The following is a 21,221-nucleotide window of genomic DNA, read 5'->3' as shown; positions in this document are numbered from 1 at the left end:
TTGTCTTAAAGTGTTTAGGATTATGAAATTTAATTATAGTTGTCAGGCTTCAGACATATTCGAAAGTATACACCGGAGATTATTCGTTTTGACGTGATATAAATTTCATTGATCAATAGGTGCCGCTTAGGGTAGGGTATGAAGGTGGCTCCCCATGCCGCGAAGCGGTACCGCCTTATGAATAGAAAGTTAATTTTCCGGGATTTCTTCCAAATCCTCATTTTTTTGCGAGTTTGGCAAACCACAACTTGGACAAAAGAAGACTAAGCTTGGATTATTTCGTTTTATAACCTCCTCACTGTTCATAGTTAAAGCGTAAGCAGTCGTTATACACCAAAGTTCTTTTTTGTTTTTTTTACCACAATGAACACATTCAACTTCTTCTTTCACGCTAATTCCTCCCTTACTCTAATTTATGGACAATCATGAACAAGGTTCCAAGTAATCTTACCAATAATTTGGGAGTATCCATTCACCTGAGGGGGAGTGGGGTAGCACTTTTCATAAAACGCTAATACTATATTGGATAAGAAGGTAGTAAGTTACCTACTTCTTGTGATTTTTTTGGGCGGAATGAGAGGAGATTATCGAAATGAAAATACAATGCAATATTTGTGGATCTAAGCAAGAAATTACTCCAGCGCATAAAGATTATTCCTCAGTCAAAAAGAACTCTAAGTATCCCTATATCTGTGAATTCTGTGCTCGAAAGATTCAGTTTGAACTTCAGGGTGCTAATGATATTTATAAACCCACCTCTTTTCCTAAAATCAGCTGCTAGAATTCTAAAATTATCAAAATAACCTTTACCTATGGTATAGTTGAGCTAAAACAACATGGAGTGAGTCAATTGGCAGTACTTGGAGGACGCGCCCATCTAAACGGGATTACGTTTGCTACCAATAAGTTTGTGGTGCGTGGCAAGCTAAAAAATGGGGATGTTAGGATTCATATTCGAAAGCTGCCGGAAAACCGGCTGCTTGAAGTGATGGACCGAATCCCCTTTATTCGAGGGATTTCTAAACTTGCCAAGCTTAACGGAAAATTGTTTCTTGTCATTATCTTGTTGTTAGCTATTCCCTGGGAATGGTTTTTCTCATCTAATTCCGCGGATGCAGCTGTTTCTCTTTGGTCTGTTATTGCCATATATGGTACTGTTTTGATTGTATTGGTATTCCTTTTTAAAGAATTGTGGCAATATCATGGTGCGGAACACAAAGCTTTTAATGTATATTCCAGCGGAGGACTGCTTGAAGCGGAGCAGGTACAAGCTGCTGATCGAGTGAGTAGTCGGTGTGGTACCAATTTAGTTGTCATTATGCTGCCAATTGTCTTCTTGCTTTCCAATGTATTAATCCAGATTCCCTTACTTTTGTATTTGGTATCTATGTCTTTGAGTTATGAAATATTCGATTGGAGTTATCGGCGAAAGCGTCTTAGCATCATTTTTAAAATTGCTGCCATCCTCCAAAAGTACATTGTCACGAAAGAACCTAATGAAGATCAGCTAAGGTTGGCTATTAAAACCTTATCCAAGGCTATTGAACTGGATCGGGTAAAATGAATGAAATAAAAAAGGCGATTGATTCCGTCATTTTAAAGCAGGTAATAAAAGTGAAGTATAAATATGCCCCGGCAGTTTGCAGTTTGCCGGGGTGAATTTATATCATTTGTATGAAGGTGTTTCTTTTTGTTACTTACGCTCCCCATCAATGGACTGCATCCACTTTTCACCAAAGCCCATCTGCAAATGCTGCCCCATAGGGAGCTATTCTACAGCCTTTATGCACCCTAAGTTTTTGAGGTTTCTGGGGTAGTTGAGGCTCAAGGAATGGTAAAGGCTCCGGTGGTAGTGGTAGAGGTCTCCTGAGTGTTAGAAGTTTTGGTAGTTTTAATCTTACTGGTTCCGGTAGATGTTGTTGCCTTGGGTTTGGGGACAGGAATTGGTTTCTTCAGCCAGCATATTGTTAAAGGTTCTCCATTTAATGCCTGGGTTAAGTCAGCGATACCTAAATTCTGGTTCTGAATGATGTTTAATAGCTCTATAAGTTCTTTATCCAGCCCAGGAACCCAATGTAAAAGAATAATATCTCCTGCCTTAAGCCCCAAAGCATTTCTTGTAGTAAATTTGGAATTTTCCATTTCTGCATCCCACATTACGATATATTTAATCCCAGAATCATGGGCTTCTTGTCCAACTTCAGAATTGAAATCCCCGTAAGGTGGCCGTAACTCATCAGGTGGTGAACCGATCTGGCGTAAATAATCTATAGGTTGAGAAATCTGATTTTTTTGATCGGTCACTGACAAATGCGTCAAATAAGGGTGGCTAAAAGTATGGTCTTCAATATGTCCACCTGACTTCAAGAATTCATTCCAAAAGTCAGGATGTTTCTGAGCTGCTTGTTCTATAAGGAAAGTAGTAATGGGTAGATGGTATTGTTGCATTAACTTTATAACTTCTTCGTTTGGATACCAACCGTCATCAATAGTGATATATACTACGGGCTGTTTCTCTGGAAGTTCATACACGACTTTGATTGGGCCAGCGGAGGTTTTCGTGGGATTTAGTTGATCCAATGATTCGGAACGATTGTTATTCAAAGCCGCATTGGCAGATGACAGGGGTTTATTAGGTTTATTAAGTGAATTAGAAGCATTATAAAAATAAATTTTTAAGAAGACCGTAGTGGAAATAACGAGTACTAAAATAAAAAAACCTAGGATTTTACCAAAATCAGATTTTCGAGGACTTGGTTTGCCGTACATCATTAAAGCTGCTTCTCCTTCCATAAAATGACATAAGCTAATGATTCGATAAATAAGATAAATCTCCTCTAGAAATATCCAATATTTAATTCAAGAGCTTTAACCAATCGTTCGAATGAGCAGATGTGTGGAGCTATGTAATTTAAAGGATGTAAGTTATTTTTTGCCGTTGGGGAGAATATCGGTTATTTATCAAGTTCCGAATTAAATGAAACAGAGCAAACAGATAACGTTCCTGATTGAATGGCTTTTTCATTTTTGAGAGCACAAACGAAGGAATGGGAGTTAATTTGAGAATATTTAAGAGTAGTAAAATGATCATCATAGTGATGGCGTCTATTATAATGGTTGGTGTACCCCCAACTTCAAGAATAATTTATGCCATCAACCCGGCCAGTACTTAAAAATCAAAAAGCAGTTTCAACCAAATGCGGTCAAAACTTCTTTTTGATTTTTCTTTTAAGGAATAGAACAGTTATGCAATTTCTAAGCAGAAATTAGAAGCGAGATCCTAGAAAATTTAATGGATAATGATAAACATCTAATTATTTAATCTTGCGATTTCAACAACGGATGAGAATTTTGCATTAATCGCCGTATAAATTTTAGGATCTTCTCCCCCCAAACTCCAAATTGAAATGCCGTTTAGGTTATACTTGTTTACTAGGTCGAGAAGGGGTTGTATAGATGCTTCGTTTTCAAACCATACTGTATGTTTGCCTTTTTTGTCTGAGTAAGTATAATGGGGACCGCTATTTGGCTCATTGATAACTTTGCTCTTATAACGAGCGGCTGTATTTATAGCATGCAAATAATTTATACCAATACCTTTAGAGTCCGACCAGTTATAGCCATAGTCCGGTATGCCTAATTCGATTTTATTTGGATTAATAACGGATATCGCATAAGAAATGATGTCATTGACCCAATTCACAGGAGCAATGGGGCCGGGACTGGAGGTTGACCAAGAGTGATCATAGGCCATAATACGGACCTTATCGGCTGCTTCACCAATAGCTTTGTAATCTTGTCCAGGGTGTTCAGTTGCTGAAGTCTTTGAAGTCAGGGTTACATAAAGAAGCTTATTTTTTTCATGAAGTGCATTTGCTAATTTTTGAACAAACAAGGTAAAGGCCCCTTTATCGGATGGTAAAACATTTTCGTAATCAAGGTCAATCCCAGAGTAGTTCTGAGATGTTACTATGTTTACTATATTTTGGATATGATTTTGCATTAATACAGGATCATTAACAATGGCGGATATTAAACTTGAGCTGAATTCGTTACTGATTAAGGGTGTGAGAATTAATTTTTTATTCTGCGCGTAATGGATTATTTGAGGATCTTCCGAATTATTAAGTGGTTTAATGTCGCCGCTCTTTGTTGCGTCATACCAGAAGGGTGAGATCTCAGTAAATACTTCCGGATTATTCTTAACAGAGGTAATAGCTGTTGCCTGATTCCAGTAAGGAATCCAACCATTAATTGAACGAATTCTCTTAGGAAAGGTATTCTTAGAATTACCAATAAGAAAAATCGTTGCCATCAGAATACAAAGGACCACAGCTGCAGATAAAAACAGTAAACGTTTATTTATTTTACACATAGGAATATACCTTTCTACGAATAGGCTGCATTTATTGGCGGATTACTTAGTGGATTAGTTATTTAAGTTATAGGTTAATGCGGGAAATTTGTGAATTAAACCAGATAGCGTTTCGTTCAGGTTTTAAAGAAATTGTAACATTATCATTTGAAAAAGAATTTAAAAATAGATTAAAATTGTATGAAAATAGCTATTTGAGTCGAATCCTTTACGTTCATTGTTATCGGTACTAGTGGTTTAGTAAATAAGGAACACAAGGATATATTATTAAGATTCGACTGAAGGCGGCGGATTATTTATAGTGAGCTGAATTACAAAGTAAAAACGAGGCTTTAGCAACAAATGCTTTAGCCTCGTTTTTCCATCTGACTTCAAAAGGACTGGAATAGTTACGAAATTTGGATCGTCAAACTGCTGACTACCGCCATGGGCGAATCGACATCTGATTATCTGGTCAATAATATCAATCCATATTTGGCTGTAATCCTGGGGGCAGTAGGATTTGTTATCGCGCTAATCTTACAATTTTCAGTTCGCAAATATGTGGCTTGGGTATATTGGCTTCTCGTGGTCATGGTGGCTATCTTTGGAACAATGGTTGCCGATGTCATACATATCGTTTTAGGTGTTCCGTATTATGCGTCCACCATCGCCTTTGCCATTATCTTGACCGTGGTATTTTCGACTTGGTACAAGGTGGAAAAGACGTTATCTATCCACAGCATCTATACACGTCGACGTGAGGTGTTTTATTGGGCAGCAGTACTTGCTACGTTTGCCATGGGAACGGCCACGGGGGATATGACCGCAATGACCTTAAATCTAGGCTACTTAGCTTCAGGAATCCTATTCATAGTATTGTTCGTGCTTCCAGCAGTGGGTTACTTTTTGTTTGGGTTGAACGAAATATTTGCTTTCTGGTTTGCCTATATTATGACCCGTCCCCTTGGTGCTTCCTTTGCAGACTGGTTTGGAAAACCAAAGGGCATTACGGGTCTGGGATATGGTGATGGGATTGTCGTGGCGGTGTTAACGATACTCATAGTCATATTCGTCGGTTATTTATCGGTGACACGTAGGGATGTCTAACGTGAGGCAGGTAAATCACTAAGGTTTGACAAATGAGTTTGGCGCCTTAATTCAAGCAAATTTATAATCAACGGTCTTTTATTAAAACCTTATCCAAGGCTATTGAACTGGGTCAGGTAGAATAATGTTATTAAGGCGATTAGTTTCGTTGTTTTAAAGCAGGTAAAAAAAGTGAAGTACAAAAATTAGCCGCGGCAGTTTGCCGGGGCTAATTTTTATCATTTGTTTTCCAAAGTTATAACGTTATAAAACTCATCAGGCAGCTATACTTTGGAATATTAAAGATAAATATGGAAATTATAAACATACATATAGGAGTGATTACAATAACTTTGAAAAAGATTACAAAAAAAATATTAAACCCAGCCCGAAAAGGATTTCAAGGGAAACCAACTGTCGAAACTGGGTTCAGCGATAATCAAACAATATCGACCAATATCCAAGATACAATGAAGTTGCTAAAGGCGGAGTTTGAATATTGTTCCGACATAGTATTCAGGGAAATTACTCTCCAACTTGAGCGCCCCTTAGGTATGGCTTTCGTTTATCTATCAGGGCAGAATAAATTTGATTCAAATAATGAATTCATTCTCCAAAGTATTATGCTGGAGCTGCCTAAAATTTTGGCTGAAGATTCTGGAACAGAGTCTGATTTTATTCAGGTTCTTGTTAGTAAATTTCTTCCCACAATGAATGTTTCGCTAGTTGATACCTTCGCTGCTTTGATGGAAACGATTTTTGCGGGCAATATCATAATGCTCTTAGATCATGCTGACAAGGCTATTTCGGTTAGTGTAGCAGGCCCTGAAGGGCGTGTTATTGATGAACCGGATGTTGAACCCTCTGTGCGTGGTCCTCATGATGGGTTTGTAGAAAATATTGACCGCAACATAGCTCTTCTGCGCAGCAGGCTTCATACCAGTCAATTTAAGACTGAAATTCTTGTCCTGGGGAAGTTAACCAATACAAAAATATGCATTTGTTATGTTCGAGGAATTGCCAGCGATGTTATAGTTGGCGAAGTTAAAGCCAGGCTTGAAAGATTTAAAGGTAATGGCATTATGGCCAGCGGCATTGTAGAAGAGTTAATTGAAGATGAACCTTATAGTATTTTTCCCACAATACAAAATACGGAACGTCCTGATAAAGTGGTTGGTGCTCTATTAGAAGGTCGTGTAGGTATTTTAACGGATAACACCCCCAATGCCTTGATTGTTCCGTGTACATTTGTAAGTTTGTTACAAGCCGCTGAAGATTATTATCACAGATCATTATTTGCGACATCCTTACGCATCCTCAGATTTGTTGCTCTAAATATTGCCTTACTGTTGCCTGCCCTTTATGTGGCGGCCTTGAGTTTCCATCAGGAAATACTCCCGGGGCCGTTAATAGCTTCCCTAATGGCGTCAAGAGAAGGAGTACCATTTCCAACGTTTGTTGAGGTATTTATGATGGAATTGATTTTCGAGATTTTACGAGAAGCGGGTGTCAGATTACCAAAAGTCAGTGGTCAGGCAGTCAGTACCGTCGGCGGTTTGGTAATCGGTGAAACTGCGGCAACGGCAGGATTTGTCAGTCAAGGTGTGCTTATCATAGTAGCACTCACTGCAGTGGCAAATTTTACCATTCCAAATTATGAAGCCGCTTTTACCATTCGCTTGCTTAGATTTGTATTCCTCATAGCTGCCTCTGTGTTAGGCATACCAGGTATTATTTTAGGTCTCATGCTGGTATTAGCCCACCTTTGTGATCTGCGTTCTTTCGGTGTTCCTTATTTATCGCCATTTGCCCCGTTGTCCGTCGGCTCCCTGAAAGATACAATTATACGCGCTCCTTGGTGGAATATGATCTACTTGCCTCGTTTCGGAGGCGAAAAAAAACCATTGCGTATCTATCAAAATGCAACTCCCCAGAAACCCGGAGAACAGGATAAGAATAATGAATAAAAGAGCCGCTCCAATCAGGAATATTTCGGACACACAACTGGCGATGTTGATGTTTATAAGCATTATATCCACGGTCACTTTGTTTGTTCCTGCCATTGCCGCTCAGGGTGCTCATCAAGATTCATGGTTAGCTTCAGGGGTGATTCCGTCCTTGACGGGCATTTTCAACGTTGTTCTCGCAACAAAACTCGCTCAATGGTATCCGGATCAAACAATTATTCAATACTGTGAGTTGATTTTTGGCAAAATAGTGGGTAAATTGCTGGCTTTCTCCTATGTTTGTTATTTTCTAATAACGAATATTGTAATCATTCGTGAATTAGTTGAATTTCTAACCGTAATGCTCTTGCCGGGGACACCTATCATTTTCTTGTCAGGAGTTTTTGTTATTGCCAGCTGCTATGTTGTGCCTAAAGGCCCTGAGGTAATTTGCAGAATGTCTCAATTTTTACTTCCATTATTTATCACGTTTTTTATTATCTTAATCTCTTTAACAATCCCAGATTGGAATTATACAAGGCTGACTCCTGTCTTCGAAGGAGGAATCATCCCGATTATTCGTGGTTCCATTGTACCATCTGCTTGGTTTGGAGAGATGATTCTACTGACGATGTTTATGCCTAATGTAAATAAACCCCAAGAGATGCTAAAAAAAGGTATTTTAATGGTTATAATTTTAAGTTTGATGGTGACCCTAGATACCTTTGCAACTTTGGCCGTTTTTGGCCCGGACTTGACCGCAGTTCTTACATTTCCGGTCATGTCACTGATAAAATATATAAAAATTGGTTCCTTGTTTCAGAGGTTGGAAACCTATATGATCGGTTATTGGATTGGTACCATGTTTTTAAAAATCATCGTGTTTTTTTACGCAGTTCATGAGGGCCTGGCCCAAAATTTAAACATCAATAATTCAAGATGGATTCTCTGTTTACTAGCAATAGTTCAAATACTTGGAGCTACATTTCTTTTTTCCAACACCTTAGATATCAATGAATTTTTAACGTTGATCTGGGTGAAAATGGCTTTCGCTTTTGAAGGGGGTTTGCTTTTATTCATTTGGTTCGCGGCATTTATTCGTATCAAGTGGAGCAAGCAAGTGAGGAGGACAAAATGAAACGATTCATTATTTTCCTTTTTTGCGGCTTTATATTGCTGCTACTATCGGGGTGTTGGAGCAAACGAGAATTGGAAAAGCTGGCAATTGTCAATGTAGCGGGGTATGATAAGGAAATCATCGACGGACGAGTAGAGTATCGAATCACGGATCTGGTATTAAAGCCTCAAAGAAATAAGGGCGCCAGTGGAAAGTCAGGGTCGGGGGAAGGTGATCTTCTGTTAACCGGGACGGGTGATACTTTGCAAGAAACCTCTCGCGAGGCTACTCTCCGTACCCCTCGTCAGCCTTTTTTTGGTCAGATGGAAGCAGTTATTGTGGGAGAGTCGTTGGCCAGGGACGGCTTGAACCAAGTCATCGAATTATTGGGACGCTACCCTGAAGCTCGTCTCAGGAACTATATTTTAGTGGCGAAGGGTACTGCCTATGATGTCTTGAAGAGTAAGCCGGAAATGGATGAATCTCTGTCCCGCGAAATCATTGATTTTGCGGATTCCAGTAATGTAAAATTGGGAGTTTCCAGCAGTTGTGATCTAAACGAGCTCTTTCAGGATTTATTAGCAGAGGACCGAGCTGTGACAACGGGTGTTATAAAAAAATCTGTCTCTCCTACAACTCACGAAGATAGGATTAGTATCATTGGAATGGCGGCTTTTCGCAAAGATAAACTGGCAGGTTATCTTAATGTTAATGAAACCATTGGTTCGCTGTTACTTTGGAATAAATTCAGAAACTGCCGTACTCCCATTGCCATTGTACGAAGCGACCAAGAGAAATACACGTATCTTCTCCGAACAGATCAATGCAAGATCGTTCCTGAGATTCAGGGAGATTCTATGCATGTAAAAATAATTCTAAAGACAATGGGGAGCGTCGTTGATGTAAGTGGTATCCAGGTTTCTTCAAAGAGCATTCCAGATTTAGAAAATGAGGTGGGAGAAAAAATAAGTGCAATTGTTAAAGACACAATTGATAAGGCCCAAACTTTAAATTCGGACTTTGTAGGTTTTGGATATTTCTTACATCGCCAGAATCCAGAGATCTGGCATTTATGGAAAGATAAGTGGGACAGGAAATTTCCGGATATAACCTATGATGTCTCAGTCACTGCAAAAATAATCAATGTTGGAGATCTAAATCAGAATATTCAAGTTAACCATTAAAATGAACTAAACTTCTGCTGATCATCATAAGATTGTGTTTTAAGGCACTTTGTGAAATTTGCAGGCGAATTTTTAGATTATTAAAGGATAATTGTTGATTGAGGTAGAATTATAAAAAAATGTAAATGGTTACAGAATAGTTAAAGTTATTATAGCAAAAGCAAAATTTTAGAGGTAAGTTTTCAAGGGAGGAAGCTAATATGAAATCCATTTTTTTTGCAGCTTTGACACCTGATATGGCTCAAATTGCGGAACAGGTAAGGCGTGAACTCAATTTGTCCTTTCCCATTGAAGTGGTGAGTTTCGATAGAGGTCCGGATGTGGTTAGAGCTAATCCTCAGATCGATGTGATGATCAGCAGAGGTCTAATGGTAGATCTTTTGCGGGATCATACGGACAAACCAGTTGTAGGTCTCACTATGACTATTGCCGAAATGCTTGAGGCAGTCCAGCGTTTGATCGTTAACGGAGCTGTAAAAGTGGGTGTGGTGGCTCATCGTGGGTTTTTGGATATGGATGATTCGGACTTTGCTGTGGGAGAAACAATGATTTTTGTGAGACCATGGAATACTCTTGAGGATATTCCGAAGATATTAGAGCAGTTGAATAAAATAGGTGTGAACGCAATTACGGGTGATAAAGGTGGTTACACTGCGGCGAAGGAGCAGAGTAATTTTATCGTGGATCTTCTGGAATCGGGAAAACTGGCTGTGAAGCGAGCAATTAATGAGGCCTTGAAAATTGCTCAAGTGCAGGAATTAGAGAGAGAGAAAATGCGCCGCTACGAGCAGGTGTTATCTGAACTTTACGGGGAGCTGGAGCAGTCAGCAGCCTTTGTACAAGAATTAGCGGCCTCTTCAGAGGAACTTGCTGCTACGAGCGAAGAATCGTCTAATATTGCTAAAATTGCTGCTGATGAGGTGAAAGGCATTACCGATATATTGGAAGTTATCCGGCGGGTGGCACAGCAAACTAACTTATTAGGACTCAATGCTGCTATTGAAGCCGCTCGTGTGGGGGAACAAGGGAAAGGCTTCTCGGTGGTAGCTGAGGAAGTGCGCAAGCTAGCTGTTGAAAGCAATAAGTCGGCCAAAAATATTGATGAAATGCTTAAAAAGTTTCGAGAGTCAGTTATACGGGTGCAAAAAAATGTCGAACAGAGCAATGTGATCACTAAGGAACAGGCAACTTCCACTCAAGAATTGGCTCGGAAATTAGACAGTCTCAAAGTACTAGGGGAAAAACTCACAACTGTATCCTAGTAGGTTTTGGCAAAGGTGATTTAAGTACACAAATTGTTTGTGTTTGTACACGAATTTAGAAAACAATAACCTTGCATAAATAGTGGTTAAAATCATCCACTTATATGCAGGGTTTTATTTATAAAAGCGTATAAATACTCATTATGCAACGGTCCCATGTTTTCTCTGAGGACTCTAAAGTGTTCGCCGTTTTTTCTTATGATTAGCTCTCGAGGGCCGTTTTTTCAAAAACTTTCCTGAAATGATAGCCATAAATAGACAAAGTAATTGCTAAGGGAAAAACTTGAGGCCTTTTAAGTAGAGACCAAAGGACGAGCCGCCAATAATAGCGTCTTTCTTTTTCAATAATTCCCAAGCGAACCATTGATTTCAGAAAAGCCATGATGTGGTTAAAGCTTAGAGGTCCAGTCGAGGAAGCAATGGGATTGTATTCTTTCAAAAAAACCAGGATTCTTTCATAGTAACGACTGGGGGAATAGATTGTGTTGACAATCCTATGATATCCCTTGACTAGAAGTTCTTGATCCATCTTGGGAATAAAATTCATACTGTAATCTGTGTTATCACCGGTAAATCCTTTCAATAATCTGCCTTCACCTGCTAAACGCTGATATAGTTTCGTTCCCTTGGGTGCATTTAACAATCCGACCATAGCAGCAGCAATCCCGCTTTGTTGGATAAAATCTATAAGACTATCAAATATCGAAGAATTATCATTATCAAAACCGACAATGAAGCCGCCATGAACCTGAAGGCCGGAGTGCTGAATTTTTTTCACGCTCCAAATTAAGTCTCTGTTTTTGTTTTGCGTTTTGTTGCATTCGGCTAAACTGCTTTCATTGGGAGATTCGATACCTACAAAAACGGTATTGAACCCGGCTTTAACCATCATCTCCATGAGCTTCTCGTCATCAGCAAGATTGATCGAGGTTTCAGTTAAAAATGCAAAGGGATAATTTTTCCCCGCCATCCAATCTATGAGGGCAGGTAAAATATCATTCATAAGTTTTCTCTTATTACCGATGAAATTATCATCAACGAAAAAGACTCCTCCGCGCCAACCGGATTCATAAAGGGAGTTTAACTCATTGATCAGTTGGGGTGCATCTTTGGTTCTGGGGACATGTCCGAATAAGCTGGTTACATTACAAAAATCGCAGTTAAAAGGACAACCGCGTGAATATTGAATATTCATGGTTGAATATTTCTTTTGATCGATAAGTTTCCATATAGGCACAGGAGTATCACGTAAATCTGCCCATTGATCGGATGTATATATGTGTTGAGCATTTTTAGCATTTAGATCACGAATAAATTTAGGGATGGTAAGTTCCCCTTCATTTAACAGAAGGTGATCAACATCATCAAATGACTCAGGTTCTGAGGTAAAAAGAGGTCCGCCGGCAACTGTTTTGATGCCCAGAGCCTTACAGCGATCAATAACTTCCCGGGTTGATTCTCTCTGAACAGCCATGGCGCTGAGCATTACATAGTCTGCCCATAATAAATCTTTGTCCCTTAGTGCGGTTACATTCATATCAATGAGCCGTTTTTCATCATCTTTCGGGAACATTGCAGCAACGGTTGCCAGACCTAGAGGCGGAAAGCTAGCCTTCTTTGAAACAAATTTCAAGGCATACTGAAATCCCCAATAGGTAACGGGGTACTGTGGGTAAACAAAAAGGATTTTCATAGCTAACTCCCTTCTTAAATATAGATATGGAAACTATTTTTCTAAACTTAGACGTATTATTTAGTGAAGAAGATATATGTATTTTTAATGATTATATACCTCCAAAAAGCAAAAAGCAAAAATATGGTATAAATAAGAAAAAGTGTAAGTTAAAGCTTATCTAATTTAGGAGATGTATATAAAATGAGGACAATTAAAATCTTTTATGAAACGTAACTATAGTAAAAGGGTTATTTCGAAACATGTCGAAATTCAAAAAGTTATAAAGACTATGTAAAAGAATTTAACCAGAAAAGAATATAGGGTTTGTTTTGCTTAAAGAGTCTTGAAAGCATCTTTGGAACTTAGGCAGAGGGTATAAATTATCTGGCGTTTGGGGATTTTTGAAATAGATGTAAAGATAGGGACAGGTCAGAAGTAACTTGAATTTTTTTATTCCGTACAAGCTGTGGTATAGTATAATTTGGTCGAAATAAATGAACTAAGATAGATAGGCGGAGAAATAATGATTGACTTTAAAGATGTAGACTTGGAAGATAAAAAATGGATTAAACCCCTTCTTACTGCAGCTGACATGCGGGGATGTCATCAAAACTTCACAAACATATTTGCCTGGTCGAAAATTTATCACTATCGTGTTGCTCAGATAGATGGTTATCTTGTGGTGAAAGGAATTTTAGATGATTTACCATACTATTTTTATCCGGCAGGGCCAGGAAATATTAAACCGATATTGGAAGTTATGAAACAAGACGCAGCTTCCAGTGGTCATGAATTTGTTATAGCAGGACTCTCACCGGAACAAATTACAGAGCTAAATTCCATATATCCGGAGCACTTTGAGTATAAAGAGATGCGTGATAGTTACGATTACGTTTATCTTTTGGACAAGCTTGTGTCCCTTTCAGGCAATTCCCTTCATTCTAAAAGAAATTATATCAACAGATTTATGAAGGAAAATAAGAACTGGTCTTTCGAGCTGATTACCTCAGATAACCTGTCGGAATGTTGGGAAATGAATAAAGAATGGTGTAAAATAAATCCCTGTGATGAGGGTAGTATTGCCGAGGAAAACTGTGCAGTTCGCCGCTGTTTCAATAACTATGCCGGACTTGGCATCGAGGGTGGGCTTATCCGTTTAGAAGGAAAAGTAATTGCTTACACTCTGGGGGAAAGGCTTAATTCTGATACCTATGTAATCCACGTAGAAAAGGCTTTTGGCCATATGCCGGGAGCTTATCAAATGATTAATCGGGAGTTTGCTGCTGTAATTAAAAAGCAATACCCTCAGATAGTTTATGTTAATCGTGAAGAAGATATGGGGGTGGAAGGTTTAAGAAAGGCCAAACTTTCCTATCACCCGGACAAAATGGAGGAAAAATATATCGGCACTTATTTTGAAGGATAATGGAATTATAAAGCAGTCAGGTGGAGAGTAAGTTTGCGATGCAAGAACTTAGATTAGCGTTAAAAGGCGAGGAACTACGACTAAAAGAGTTATGGAAGCTCTGTTTTGGTGATCCTGAAAGTTATATTAATTTCTTCTATACCAATAGATACAAAGCAGACGAGACCGCCGTTTTACTTGAAGAAGGAACTATTTTGGCAATGCTTACGATGATCCCTGTTAGAACAATAACGGTTGAGAAGCGAAATTTTAGAACTGCCATGCTCTATGCTATTGCGACCGATCCTAAACATCAGAACAAAGGTTTAGCAACCAAGTTGATTGATTATTGTGATATCTATCTTAAAACTTGTAAGACTCAACTTTCTGTATTGGTTCCAGCCAGTTTACAACTATTTAACTTCTATCGTAAGCTTGGATTTCAAAACGGGTTCTATATAAAGGAGGCTCAATTTTTTCGGAGCAACATGGATCGCATGCCAATTCAGACACGGGATGAGTGCACGATTTCTGCAATAACGCCTCAAGAGTATAATCGGCGGAGAAATAATCAACTGAAGGGAAAAGTGTATATTTCCTACTCCGATGAAGACATTGCTTACCAGAAAAAACTGTCCCAATTGTCCGGAGCAGATATCTATGGGGTGGATGTTGGAGATAGCCAAGGCTGTTTCGCTGTTGAAAGACTGAGTTCCGATAAGGTACTCATAAAAGAAATTTTACTTCCTGAGAACTGCATGACCGCCGCCCTTAAAGCGATAAGCACAGAAATTGAGGCAGATGACTATAGTTTGCGGACCCATCCGCATTTGGGAGCGCAATTGGAAGGCACCGTGCGTCCCTTCGGAATGGTTAGGATGGCTGGAGAAATCGAGGGGACTATTACTTCTAACAATTTTGGGTATTTGGGCTTAGCTTTTGACTAGAGATAGATAATAGTTTGGGGATTTTGTTCCGGTACCTTCAGTGGTATTGTGTTCAATCATAATAAACCTATGATGTTGAATTTTGGGAAAGTTTATACGAATTCTGCTTCAATGAACGAACTTTATAACGAATTTAAAATAGAAAAGTCGCCCTACAGCAAGGGCGACTTTTCATCTTTTTCATGTCAGTATAGTTCTAGAATACTTTTTTCTATTTCTTTTTCTATCTGTTTATCTTAAGTGATATCCTCTGTACTAATACTACAATACAGATGTTGATATCTTATCATAATCATCTTAAGAAGTTATTAAGATTCGACCGGTAAATGTTGCTCAGATTGCCAATAACAAGAATACTGCATCGCGCACAATTTTCTAAAATGATTTTTGTGGCCTTCAGCAAAATAACAAGTTCAAAAGAGATGGAGAAACATTTTAAGAAGGGTAGGGATGAAATCCAAAAAGTATTTGATTCCCTTCAAGAAGTCCTTGAAGAAGAAAACATTCCGATTTCTGCATCCAGTGATTATCAGATCTATGAAGTGAAATTCCCCCCTTTTTCCGACCGATTAATGCTGTTTTTTGTTAATATGTGTTTGGGACTTTTCTGCTTTAATATAGTATTACAGGCTTTGACCTCCAGTTTTAGGTCAGATATTGTCATGAAAGTAAACAAGATTATGAATGATGTGAGGCGATATTATGGACATGGTGTACTTTTAATGACTAAAGAAGGATGGTTAGAGAGACCTCCCCAATCAATGAATAAATAGTTTTAGTCTACCCCCTTAATTAACACTCATAACAGTTAAATAAACATTCACAGGAAACTAAGGAGGAAGTATTTTGACTGAGGCTGATTTTGAAGATCGAATAGAAATTGGAATACTCGGACTTGGAAATTCCATAAGGCAAGATGAAGGCTTCGGTATTCACCTTTTAGAACGACTTAGAAATAATCTTCCTCCGGAAATTGATCTTCTCGATGGTGGAACAGATGGATTAAGACTATTAGACTTCGTGGAAAAAACGAAACGTCTTATTGTTTTGGATGCGGTTGATGCGGGGAAAAAGCCTGGTGAATTGGTAGTTTGGCGTGGGGAAGAGGTTCCGAAATATACTGGCAATAAGCTTTCCGTGCATCAAATGAGCTTCGCTGAAGTTTTGTACTGGGCAGAATTTCAGGGCCATTCGCCGGATGAAATTGTAATCATCGGCGTTCAGCCGGAGAGTCTGGACTGGGGCACTGAATTAACGGATACATTACAGAGACGTATACCTGAAGCGGTTGATCAAGTTCAGGCATGCTTGAAAGAATGGATTTAATGATGTACGTTCAAAGGATTTTTGCTAAAACTTTAGCACGAACTTGCCGATATTCTTAGTAGCGGTAATTTTGGATGGAAGGAAGTTCGTGATGCCCACAAGAAGACGTTTTATTAAATGCTTAATTGCTTTAGGCGCAGGATTACTCCCTTGGTCAGGTTGGTCAGAAATGCTAAAGATCGTCAACCATCAAGCCGCACAAGCAGCTATTCTAACCAACGATTCATCTGCTAAAACTCTTGACTTGATCCATCCCAAAGATGTTTCTTATTTATACCACACTGCGGCGGACGATATCTCAGCCCTTACAGCGTCTGACTTCCAGGGTCGCCGAGCCGGAACTGTTGGTGAGGAAAAAGCTGCGGCCTACTTAATAGAACAAATGAAGGGTTTAGGCTTAGAACCTCTGGGGGATTTAATAAATAAGAACACCCGAAATTATTCAAATGCCTTCACGGTTTATCCGGTGATAGAGGAATTTTATAATGGCCGGTTAACATTTCGCCCGGGAAATTCCCAAGACTTGCGTACCCCCTGTGCCAATGTCATAGGGGGTATCATGGGAAAGAACAAAAGTGAATCGGTAATCTTATCCGCTCATTTTGATCATTTGGGCATTTTTCAAGGTCATCTTTATCCAGGGGCTAACGATAATGCCTCGGGAGTAGGGTGCATCCTTGATCTTGTGCGCCAGTTAGTGCAGGAAGGCGTTAAACCAAAATGCAACATAGTACTCGCTTTTTGGAGTGCAGAGGAGATGGGTTTCGTAGGGTCTTTTTCCTTTTTGCAAAATCCAACCTTTTCTCTTGGCGGACTCAAAGCAGTATTTAATGTTGACACCATTGGGAACGGTGCACTCAATGACTTTTCCGTATGGGCAAGCAGTGACAATGAGGCAGTTCAAGCGATACAATCAGCCGCTTCGGAGCATAATATCAGCATTCCCTTAGCCTCACATGAAGGTTACAACAGTGACCAAGTTTATTTCAATCTGGATCATCTCCCAGCAGTAACTTTGATGGCAAGGGATTGGCTTAACAAAAACCACACTCCTGATGATGTTCCTGATTTTGTGAACCCCGAGAAAGTCGCTCTAGCTAATAAAATCCTTTATAAGGCTGTAAAAAAAATTGCCTACTAAGCATAAAATCAAAATCGCAAATGGTAAATTGGCCATAGGATCAAAGACAATTCATTAAGTAACATTCTCAATCATTGATAGTAACCCATAAAGCTGCGTTAGAAACATAAATGTATTTGGCATATGCTGGATACATTTTTTTTGCGTGAAGCATTAGTTGTTAGAAAGAATTGGCCCCTAGCAAAGTTGAGGCTGCATAGTTCTTCAGGAAATGCTGAAACTAGTCTAGGAAACGGGTCTTGAGGCAATGCGTCCCGTCATTTTTGGAGTTTGTGGAAAAGAAGAGGTGTCGTACTTGAAAGTTGCCATTATGGGTGCCGGTTTGTCGGGATTGGCATGTGCCATTACTTTAGAAAAACAGGGAGTAGTTCCAACCATTTTTGAAAAGAGGTCAAAAGTTGGTGATCGGTTTGTCAATGGTGAGGCATTTTTGCCCGCCTTAAACAGACCCATTAAGGATTGTTATGCGTATTTAGCAGAAAAGCATGGCATCTATTTACAGCCTTTAAACAATATCCGAAAAATGATTATTTCATCGGAAAATGATCGAGCTGTCTTACACGGCCAATTGGGTTTCCTTAATATAAGAGGAAGAGACGAAGATTCGCTAGAATTTCAGCTTTATAAGCAAGTGAAATCAGAGATAATCTTCAATTCCCAATATACCTATGAAAACCTTCTCCAAAATTTCACCCATGTTATCGTTGCAACCGGAGATGCTGCTTATACCGCTAAAATACAGGATTTCACACAGGATCTTACTGTCACCCTTAAGGGTGCAACGGTAGAAGGAACTTTTGATAAGCGTCATGTTGGAATCTGGCTCGACAATACTATTGCTCCCCAAGGTTACGCCTATTTGCTTCCTTTTTCCGAAAAAGAAGCCACGATTGCCCTAGGATATCCCGACTACCCTCATAATCAAAAGTTTGACATAAAGTCCTTATGGAATAAATTTTATCACCGAGTATGTAAAGAAATAGAACAAGAACTGCGAATAACCGATCAATTTGAAGTAACTCGCTATATCATCGGAATTTGTTCCGCCCCTCGTCTGGCAAATACCTTTTTTACCGGCAATTGTTTTGGCGCAATTATGCCTGCCTACGGTTTTGGACAGCTTGCTGCAATATTGACAGGCATCTATGCGGCGCAAGACCTATGTGGCTTAGGTAATTACTTTGAATTAACAAAACCTTTGCGGCAAAGCTACAAGAATTCTTTAGCGTTACGTCGTGCCGTGGAACAACTGGATAATCATAAGCTGGATTTGTTGGTTAAATTAATAAACACAAATTTAGCCAACAGTTTAATCACAACCCCCAACTTAAACCTTTTAGGGTTCTTAGGATTCGTTTTAAGACCATACCTCCTTAAGAGGGTATAGGATTATCAATATCCCGTTAATTATGTTAATAAATCATTTTAGCTTCATAAAGGACAGGGATTGGAAGGAGTAAGCAATGAGAATGAAATATTTTTTAATCAAGTGGAAATATATGGATATAATGCATATTTTGTACTAGGCTTGCATGAAAGGAGGAAAAGAGTATGGCATTTGGAGCAGCTGGCGGTGGAGTAGGTTATGGTTGGGGAGCAGGCATCGGGATTGTTGTAGTTATTATTTTGCTTTTAATTGCTATGGGTATCGTTTTCTAAGAAATTATAAAGAAAAAGGAGAATAAACTATGTACGGATATGGAGGCTTCGGCGGTTTTGGCGGCGGCTACGGATACGGCGGCAGCTGCATAGGTGCAGGAATCATTGCCATTGCGGTTCTTATTTTGATTGCCCTGGGAGTAATCTTTTAGAAATTAGAGGGTTGTATGTGAATTCTAAAGCCCCTGGAAGACTGTCAGTATTTGCTGGCAGTCTGAATTTATTTATCAAGGAGCTTACCTCACTGATAATATTTAATTGATGCTTGATGGTTCAAAAAGATGGCGGAAAATTTGTTTATTAATGCTAAAAATGAACCGGTAGGTTTTGTCAGTGATGGTGATATTATGAAGAATATAGGTTATCAAGATCCGAAGATTTTCTTTATCGATGCTTTTAACTCTGCTTCATGGGTTGATACTGAACCCTTTGATGAGAAAATAAAAAACCTCATGAATCGTAATGTCATGGAAATAGCGACTAAACGAGTGATAACGGTGGATGTAAACGAAGATCTTGATCAAGTGGCTAAGATTCTAGGCAACAAGAAAATCAAAAAAGTTCCTGTTGTGTCTGAGGAGAAACTTGTTGGTATTATTAGCCGCGGAGACATTGTACGTTTTATCGTCAACAATTATATTTACCAATAAGCGACACGTTTCTAGCTTTAATAGAAATCGGAGTCCCCATACTTAGAGTAAAGGTCTTAGAAGGGCATAAATAAAATAGCCCCCTGTTTGAAATGTCTCATGACTGTTTCAGGCAGAGGGCTATTTTATGTTTCGATATTTATTTTATAAAGCAGCACGATTTATTAGACTTGGGAATTCTTAGAAACGAATCAGTTTCCATAGTAATCCAGGTTGGTTGATGGCTTGAGTATTCTGAAGCGGAACAGATTGAACCCCTTGGCCGGTTTGGATTTTTAGAGTGGCGATGTTCGTGTTTGCTGGCAAAGGAAGTTCTGTATTTTTCAGATTTATGGAATAGTTAATTTTCATTCCAGGATAGCCAAATACTTTAACGGGTTCTGTAGCTTTTAACGGACTGTTGTTTTGCCATGCAGTGGTTAGTTCGCCATAACCTGAGGTGGGCTGATCGAGAGTATATAGCTTAAATTGAGATCGAACCTGATCCTGTATGTTGACATTAGCCTCAAGAGCACTTTGGAGAGATTGTTGTGTAACTTGACCTAACACAGCACCAATAATGTAATGAGTTTCATCGCCCGCTTGAACAGGTGTTGCAGAGATGAAGCAGCCCCCTGCAGCTGATGTAGAACCTGTTTTTATACCAACAATTGCGTGCTTTCCGAGCATACCATTTACATTATAGACAGTTCCGGCTACGGGCAGGGTCACTTGCGGCATAGCAACAATTTGACGAAAAACAGGATCCTGCATTGCAGCTTGAGCAATTTTTATTTGATCAACAGCATTGCTGACAGTAGTTTCACTGACACCACTGGCATCCGCATAGTGAGTTTTAGTCATACCAAGGGATTTGGCAGTTTCGTTCATCTTGGCAACAAAATTCTCGTTAGATCCTGATACCCAGCGCCCTAAGGTATCTGCCACATTGTCTCCTGACGGAAGTAATAGACCTTCAAGAAGCTGTTTTTCAGTAAGAGTTTCTCCTTCTGCAACCTTTAAGACGGAATAGCCATTACTTAAATCGCTTTGGTAGCTTGCGACATCCTGAGCAGTCATGGTTAATGTGGGACCGTTTTCACCAGGCTGCAATGGATGAGTTTTTAAGACCAAATAGGCAGTCATTATTTTTGTTACACTAGCAATAGGAACAGGACTTTGGTTAGAAGTTGAAGCGACAACACCTAAATTTTCTGTACCAACAGCTGATTCACCCTGCGTGGGAAATGTTACCGAAAAGTGGCCGGGTAACGATGAAGACGTTGATGTCACTTTCGCTTCCATGGAAGGGAGAGCACCAGTAAACCGACCATAAGCTAGCACGCAGACTAACAAAACAATGACTAAGAATAATATTCCTCTGATGGGAAACATAGGAACCTTGCGAGACGGGGAAGTGGACGGAGTCCCAGACATAAAATAACCTCCTTAATAATATTTAATGTGAACAGTTTAATTTTACAGGA

20 protein-coding genes are annotated in these 21,221 nt (G+C 39.3%); 15 read left to right on the top strand and 5 right to left on the bottom strand.

All coding sequences use genetic code 11. From position 1 onward, the window contains the following. Positions 1 to 189: 189 nt before the first annotated feature. The gene (locus DESACI_RS13730) at positions 190 to 390 is read right to left on the bottom strand and encodes a hypothetical protein (RefSeq protein ID WP_014827790.1); all 201 of its coding nucleotides are present in this window, start codon (positions 388 to 390) and stop codon (positions 190 to 192) included. Between the two features lie 202 nt (positions 391 to 592). Between DESACI_RS13730 and DESACI_RS13725 the strand changes: the two genes are divergently transcribed. Continuing rightward, the gene (locus tag DESACI_RS13725; RefSeq protein ID WP_014827789.1) at positions 593 to 781 is read left to right on the top strand and encodes a hypothetical protein; all 189 of its coding nucleotides are present in this window, start codon (positions 593 to 595) and stop codon (positions 779 to 781) included. A 60-nt stretch (positions 782 to 841) separates the two neighbouring features. Next, positions 842 to 1,564, top strand: coding sequence for a DUF1385 domain-containing protein (locus DESACI_RS13720; RefSeq protein ID WP_242833056.1), 723 nt, complete (start codon positions 842 to 844; stop codon positions 1,562 to 1,564). A gap of 260 nt (positions 1,565 to 1,824) precedes the next feature. Here DESACI_RS13720 and DESACI_RS13715 read toward each other — a convergent pair whose 3' ends face one another. Further along, positions 1,825 to 2,793: a polysaccharide deacetylase family protein gene (locus tag DESACI_RS13715; RefSeq protein WP_242833055.1), complete on the bottom strand. Its 969-nt coding sequence runs from the start codon at positions 2,791 to 2,793 to the stop codon at positions 1,825 to 1,827. 517 nt (positions 2,794 to 3,310) lie between these two features. Next, the gene (locus DESACI_RS13710; RefSeq protein WP_158310184.1) at positions 3,311 to 4,315 is read right to left on the bottom strand and encodes a glycosyl hydrolase family 18 protein; all 1,005 of its coding nucleotides are present in this window, start codon (positions 4,313 to 4,315) and stop codon (positions 3,311 to 3,313) included. A gap of 456 nt (positions 4,316 to 4,771) precedes the next feature. On the opposite strand from DESACI_RS13710, the gene DESACI_RS13705 reads away from it, so the two are divergent. The 5 genes from DESACI_RS13705 (at position 4,772) to DESACI_RS13685 (ending at position 10,952) form a co-directional block, all read left to right on the top strand. Next, positions 4,772 to 5,464 (top strand): COG4705 family protein, encoded by a 693-nt coding sequence (locus DESACI_RS13705; RefSeq protein WP_345788494.1) that lies wholly within the window; start codon positions 4,772 to 4,774, stop codon positions 5,462 to 5,464. Between the two features lie 332 nt (positions 5,465 to 5,796). After that, positions 5,797 to 7,410, top strand: coding sequence for a spore germination protein (locus DESACI_RS13700; RefSeq protein ID WP_014827783.1), 1,614 nt, complete (start codon positions 5,797 to 5,799; stop codon positions 7,408 to 7,410). Beyond that, positions 7,403 to 8,527, top strand: a complete 1,125-nt coding sequence (locus DESACI_RS13695; RefSeq protein WP_014827782.1) for a GerAB/ArcD/ProY family transporter — start codon at positions 7,403 to 7,405, stop codon at positions 8,525 to 8,527. The genes DESACI_RS13700 and DESACI_RS13695 overlap by 8 nt, the downstream gene beginning before the upstream one ends. Next, on the top strand, positions 8,524 to 9,690 hold the full coding sequence (locus tag DESACI_RS13690; RefSeq protein ID WP_014827781.1) for a Ger(x)C family spore germination protein: 1,167 nt from the start codon (positions 8,524 to 8,526) through the stop codon (positions 9,688 to 9,690). The genes DESACI_RS13695 and DESACI_RS13690 overlap by 4 nt, the downstream gene beginning before the upstream one ends. 200 nt (positions 9,691 to 9,890) lie before the next feature. Next, entirely contained in the window at positions 9,891 to 10,952 is a 1,062-nt protein-coding gene (locus DESACI_RS13685; protein WP_014827780.1) for a PrpR N-terminal domain-containing protein, read from the top strand. A gap of 202 nt (positions 10,953 to 11,154) precedes the next feature. Here the strand turns inward: DESACI_RS13685 and DESACI_RS13680 are convergent, their stop codons facing one another. Further along, entirely contained in the window at positions 11,155 to 12,645 is a 1,491-nt protein-coding gene (locus tag DESACI_RS13680; protein WP_014827779.1) for a B12-binding domain-containing radical SAM protein, read from the bottom strand. Positions 12,646 to 13,150: 505 nt separating this feature from the next. Between DESACI_RS13680 and DESACI_RS13675 the strand changes: the two genes are divergently transcribed. The 8 genes from DESACI_RS13675 (at position 13,151) to DESACI_RS13635 (ending at position 19,755) form a co-directional block, all read left to right on the top strand. Continuing rightward, positions 13,151 to 14,053 (top strand): DUF2156 domain-containing protein, encoded by a 903-nt coding sequence (locus DESACI_RS13675; RefSeq protein ID WP_014827778.1) that lies wholly within the window; start codon positions 13,151 to 13,153, stop codon positions 14,051 to 14,053. A 20-nt stretch (positions 14,054 to 14,073) separates the two neighbouring features. Beyond that, complete coding sequence (locus DESACI_RS13670) at positions 14,074 to 14,979, top strand: GNAT family N-acetyltransferase (protein WP_242833054.1); 906 nt, start codon at positions 14,074 to 14,076, stop codon at positions 14,977 to 14,979. 338 nt (positions 14,980 to 15,317) lie between these two features. Further along, positions 15,318 to 15,752, top strand: a complete 435-nt coding sequence (locus tag DESACI_RS13665) for a DUF3231 family protein (RefSeq protein ID WP_202947855.1) — start codon at positions 15,318 to 15,320, stop codon at positions 15,750 to 15,752. 73 nt (positions 15,753 to 15,825) lie between these two features. After that, positions 15,826 to 16,305, top strand: coding sequence for a HyaD/HybD family hydrogenase maturation endopeptidase (locus tag DESACI_RS13660; protein ID WP_014827776.1), 480 nt, complete (start codon positions 15,826 to 15,828; stop codon positions 16,303 to 16,305). A 91-nt stretch (positions 16,306 to 16,396) separates the two neighbouring features. Next, positions 16,397 to 17,446, top strand: coding sequence for a M28 family metallopeptidase (locus DESACI_RS13655; protein ID WP_014827775.1), 1,050 nt, complete (start codon positions 16,397 to 16,399; stop codon positions 17,444 to 17,446). 295 nt (positions 17,447 to 17,741) lie between these two features. Beyond that, on the top strand, positions 17,742 to 18,833 hold the full coding sequence (locus DESACI_RS13650; RefSeq protein ID WP_014827774.1) for an NAD(P)/FAD-dependent oxidoreductase: 1,092 nt from the start codon (positions 17,742 to 17,744) through the stop codon (positions 18,831 to 18,833). A 301-nt stretch (positions 18,834 to 19,134) separates the two neighbouring features. Beyond that, complete coding sequence (locus tag DESACI_RS25540) at positions 19,135 to 19,257, top strand: hypothetical protein (RefSeq protein WP_014827772.1); 123 nt, start codon at positions 19,135 to 19,137, stop codon at positions 19,255 to 19,257. A 129-nt stretch (positions 19,258 to 19,386) separates the two neighbouring features. Continuing rightward, positions 19,387 to 19,755 carry a CBS domain-containing protein gene (locus tag DESACI_RS13635; protein ID WP_049804065.1) on the top strand — a complete coding sequence of 123 codons (369 nt, stop codon included), beginning with the start codon at positions 19,387 to 19,389 and terminating at the stop codon, positions 19,753 to 19,755. A 180-nt stretch (positions 19,756 to 19,935) separates the two neighbouring features. Here DESACI_RS13635 and DESACI_RS13630 read toward each other — a convergent pair whose 3' ends face one another. Continuing rightward, entirely contained in the window at positions 19,936 to 21,171 is a 1,236-nt protein-coding gene (locus DESACI_RS13630; RefSeq protein ID WP_014827770.1) for a D-alanyl-D-alanine carboxypeptidase family protein, read from the bottom strand. Between the last annotated feature and the right edge of the window lie 50 nt (positions 21,172 to 21,221).

Source organism: Desulfosporosinus acidiphilus SJ4 (genome assembly GCF_000255115.2).
Lineage (GTDB): Bacteria > Bacillota > Desulfitobacteriia > Desulfitobacteriales > Desulfitobacteriaceae > Desulfosporosinus > Desulfosporosinus acidiphilus.
Note: the sequence above shows the minus strand (reverse complement) of the source record. Positions and strands in the feature narration are given on the sequence as shown.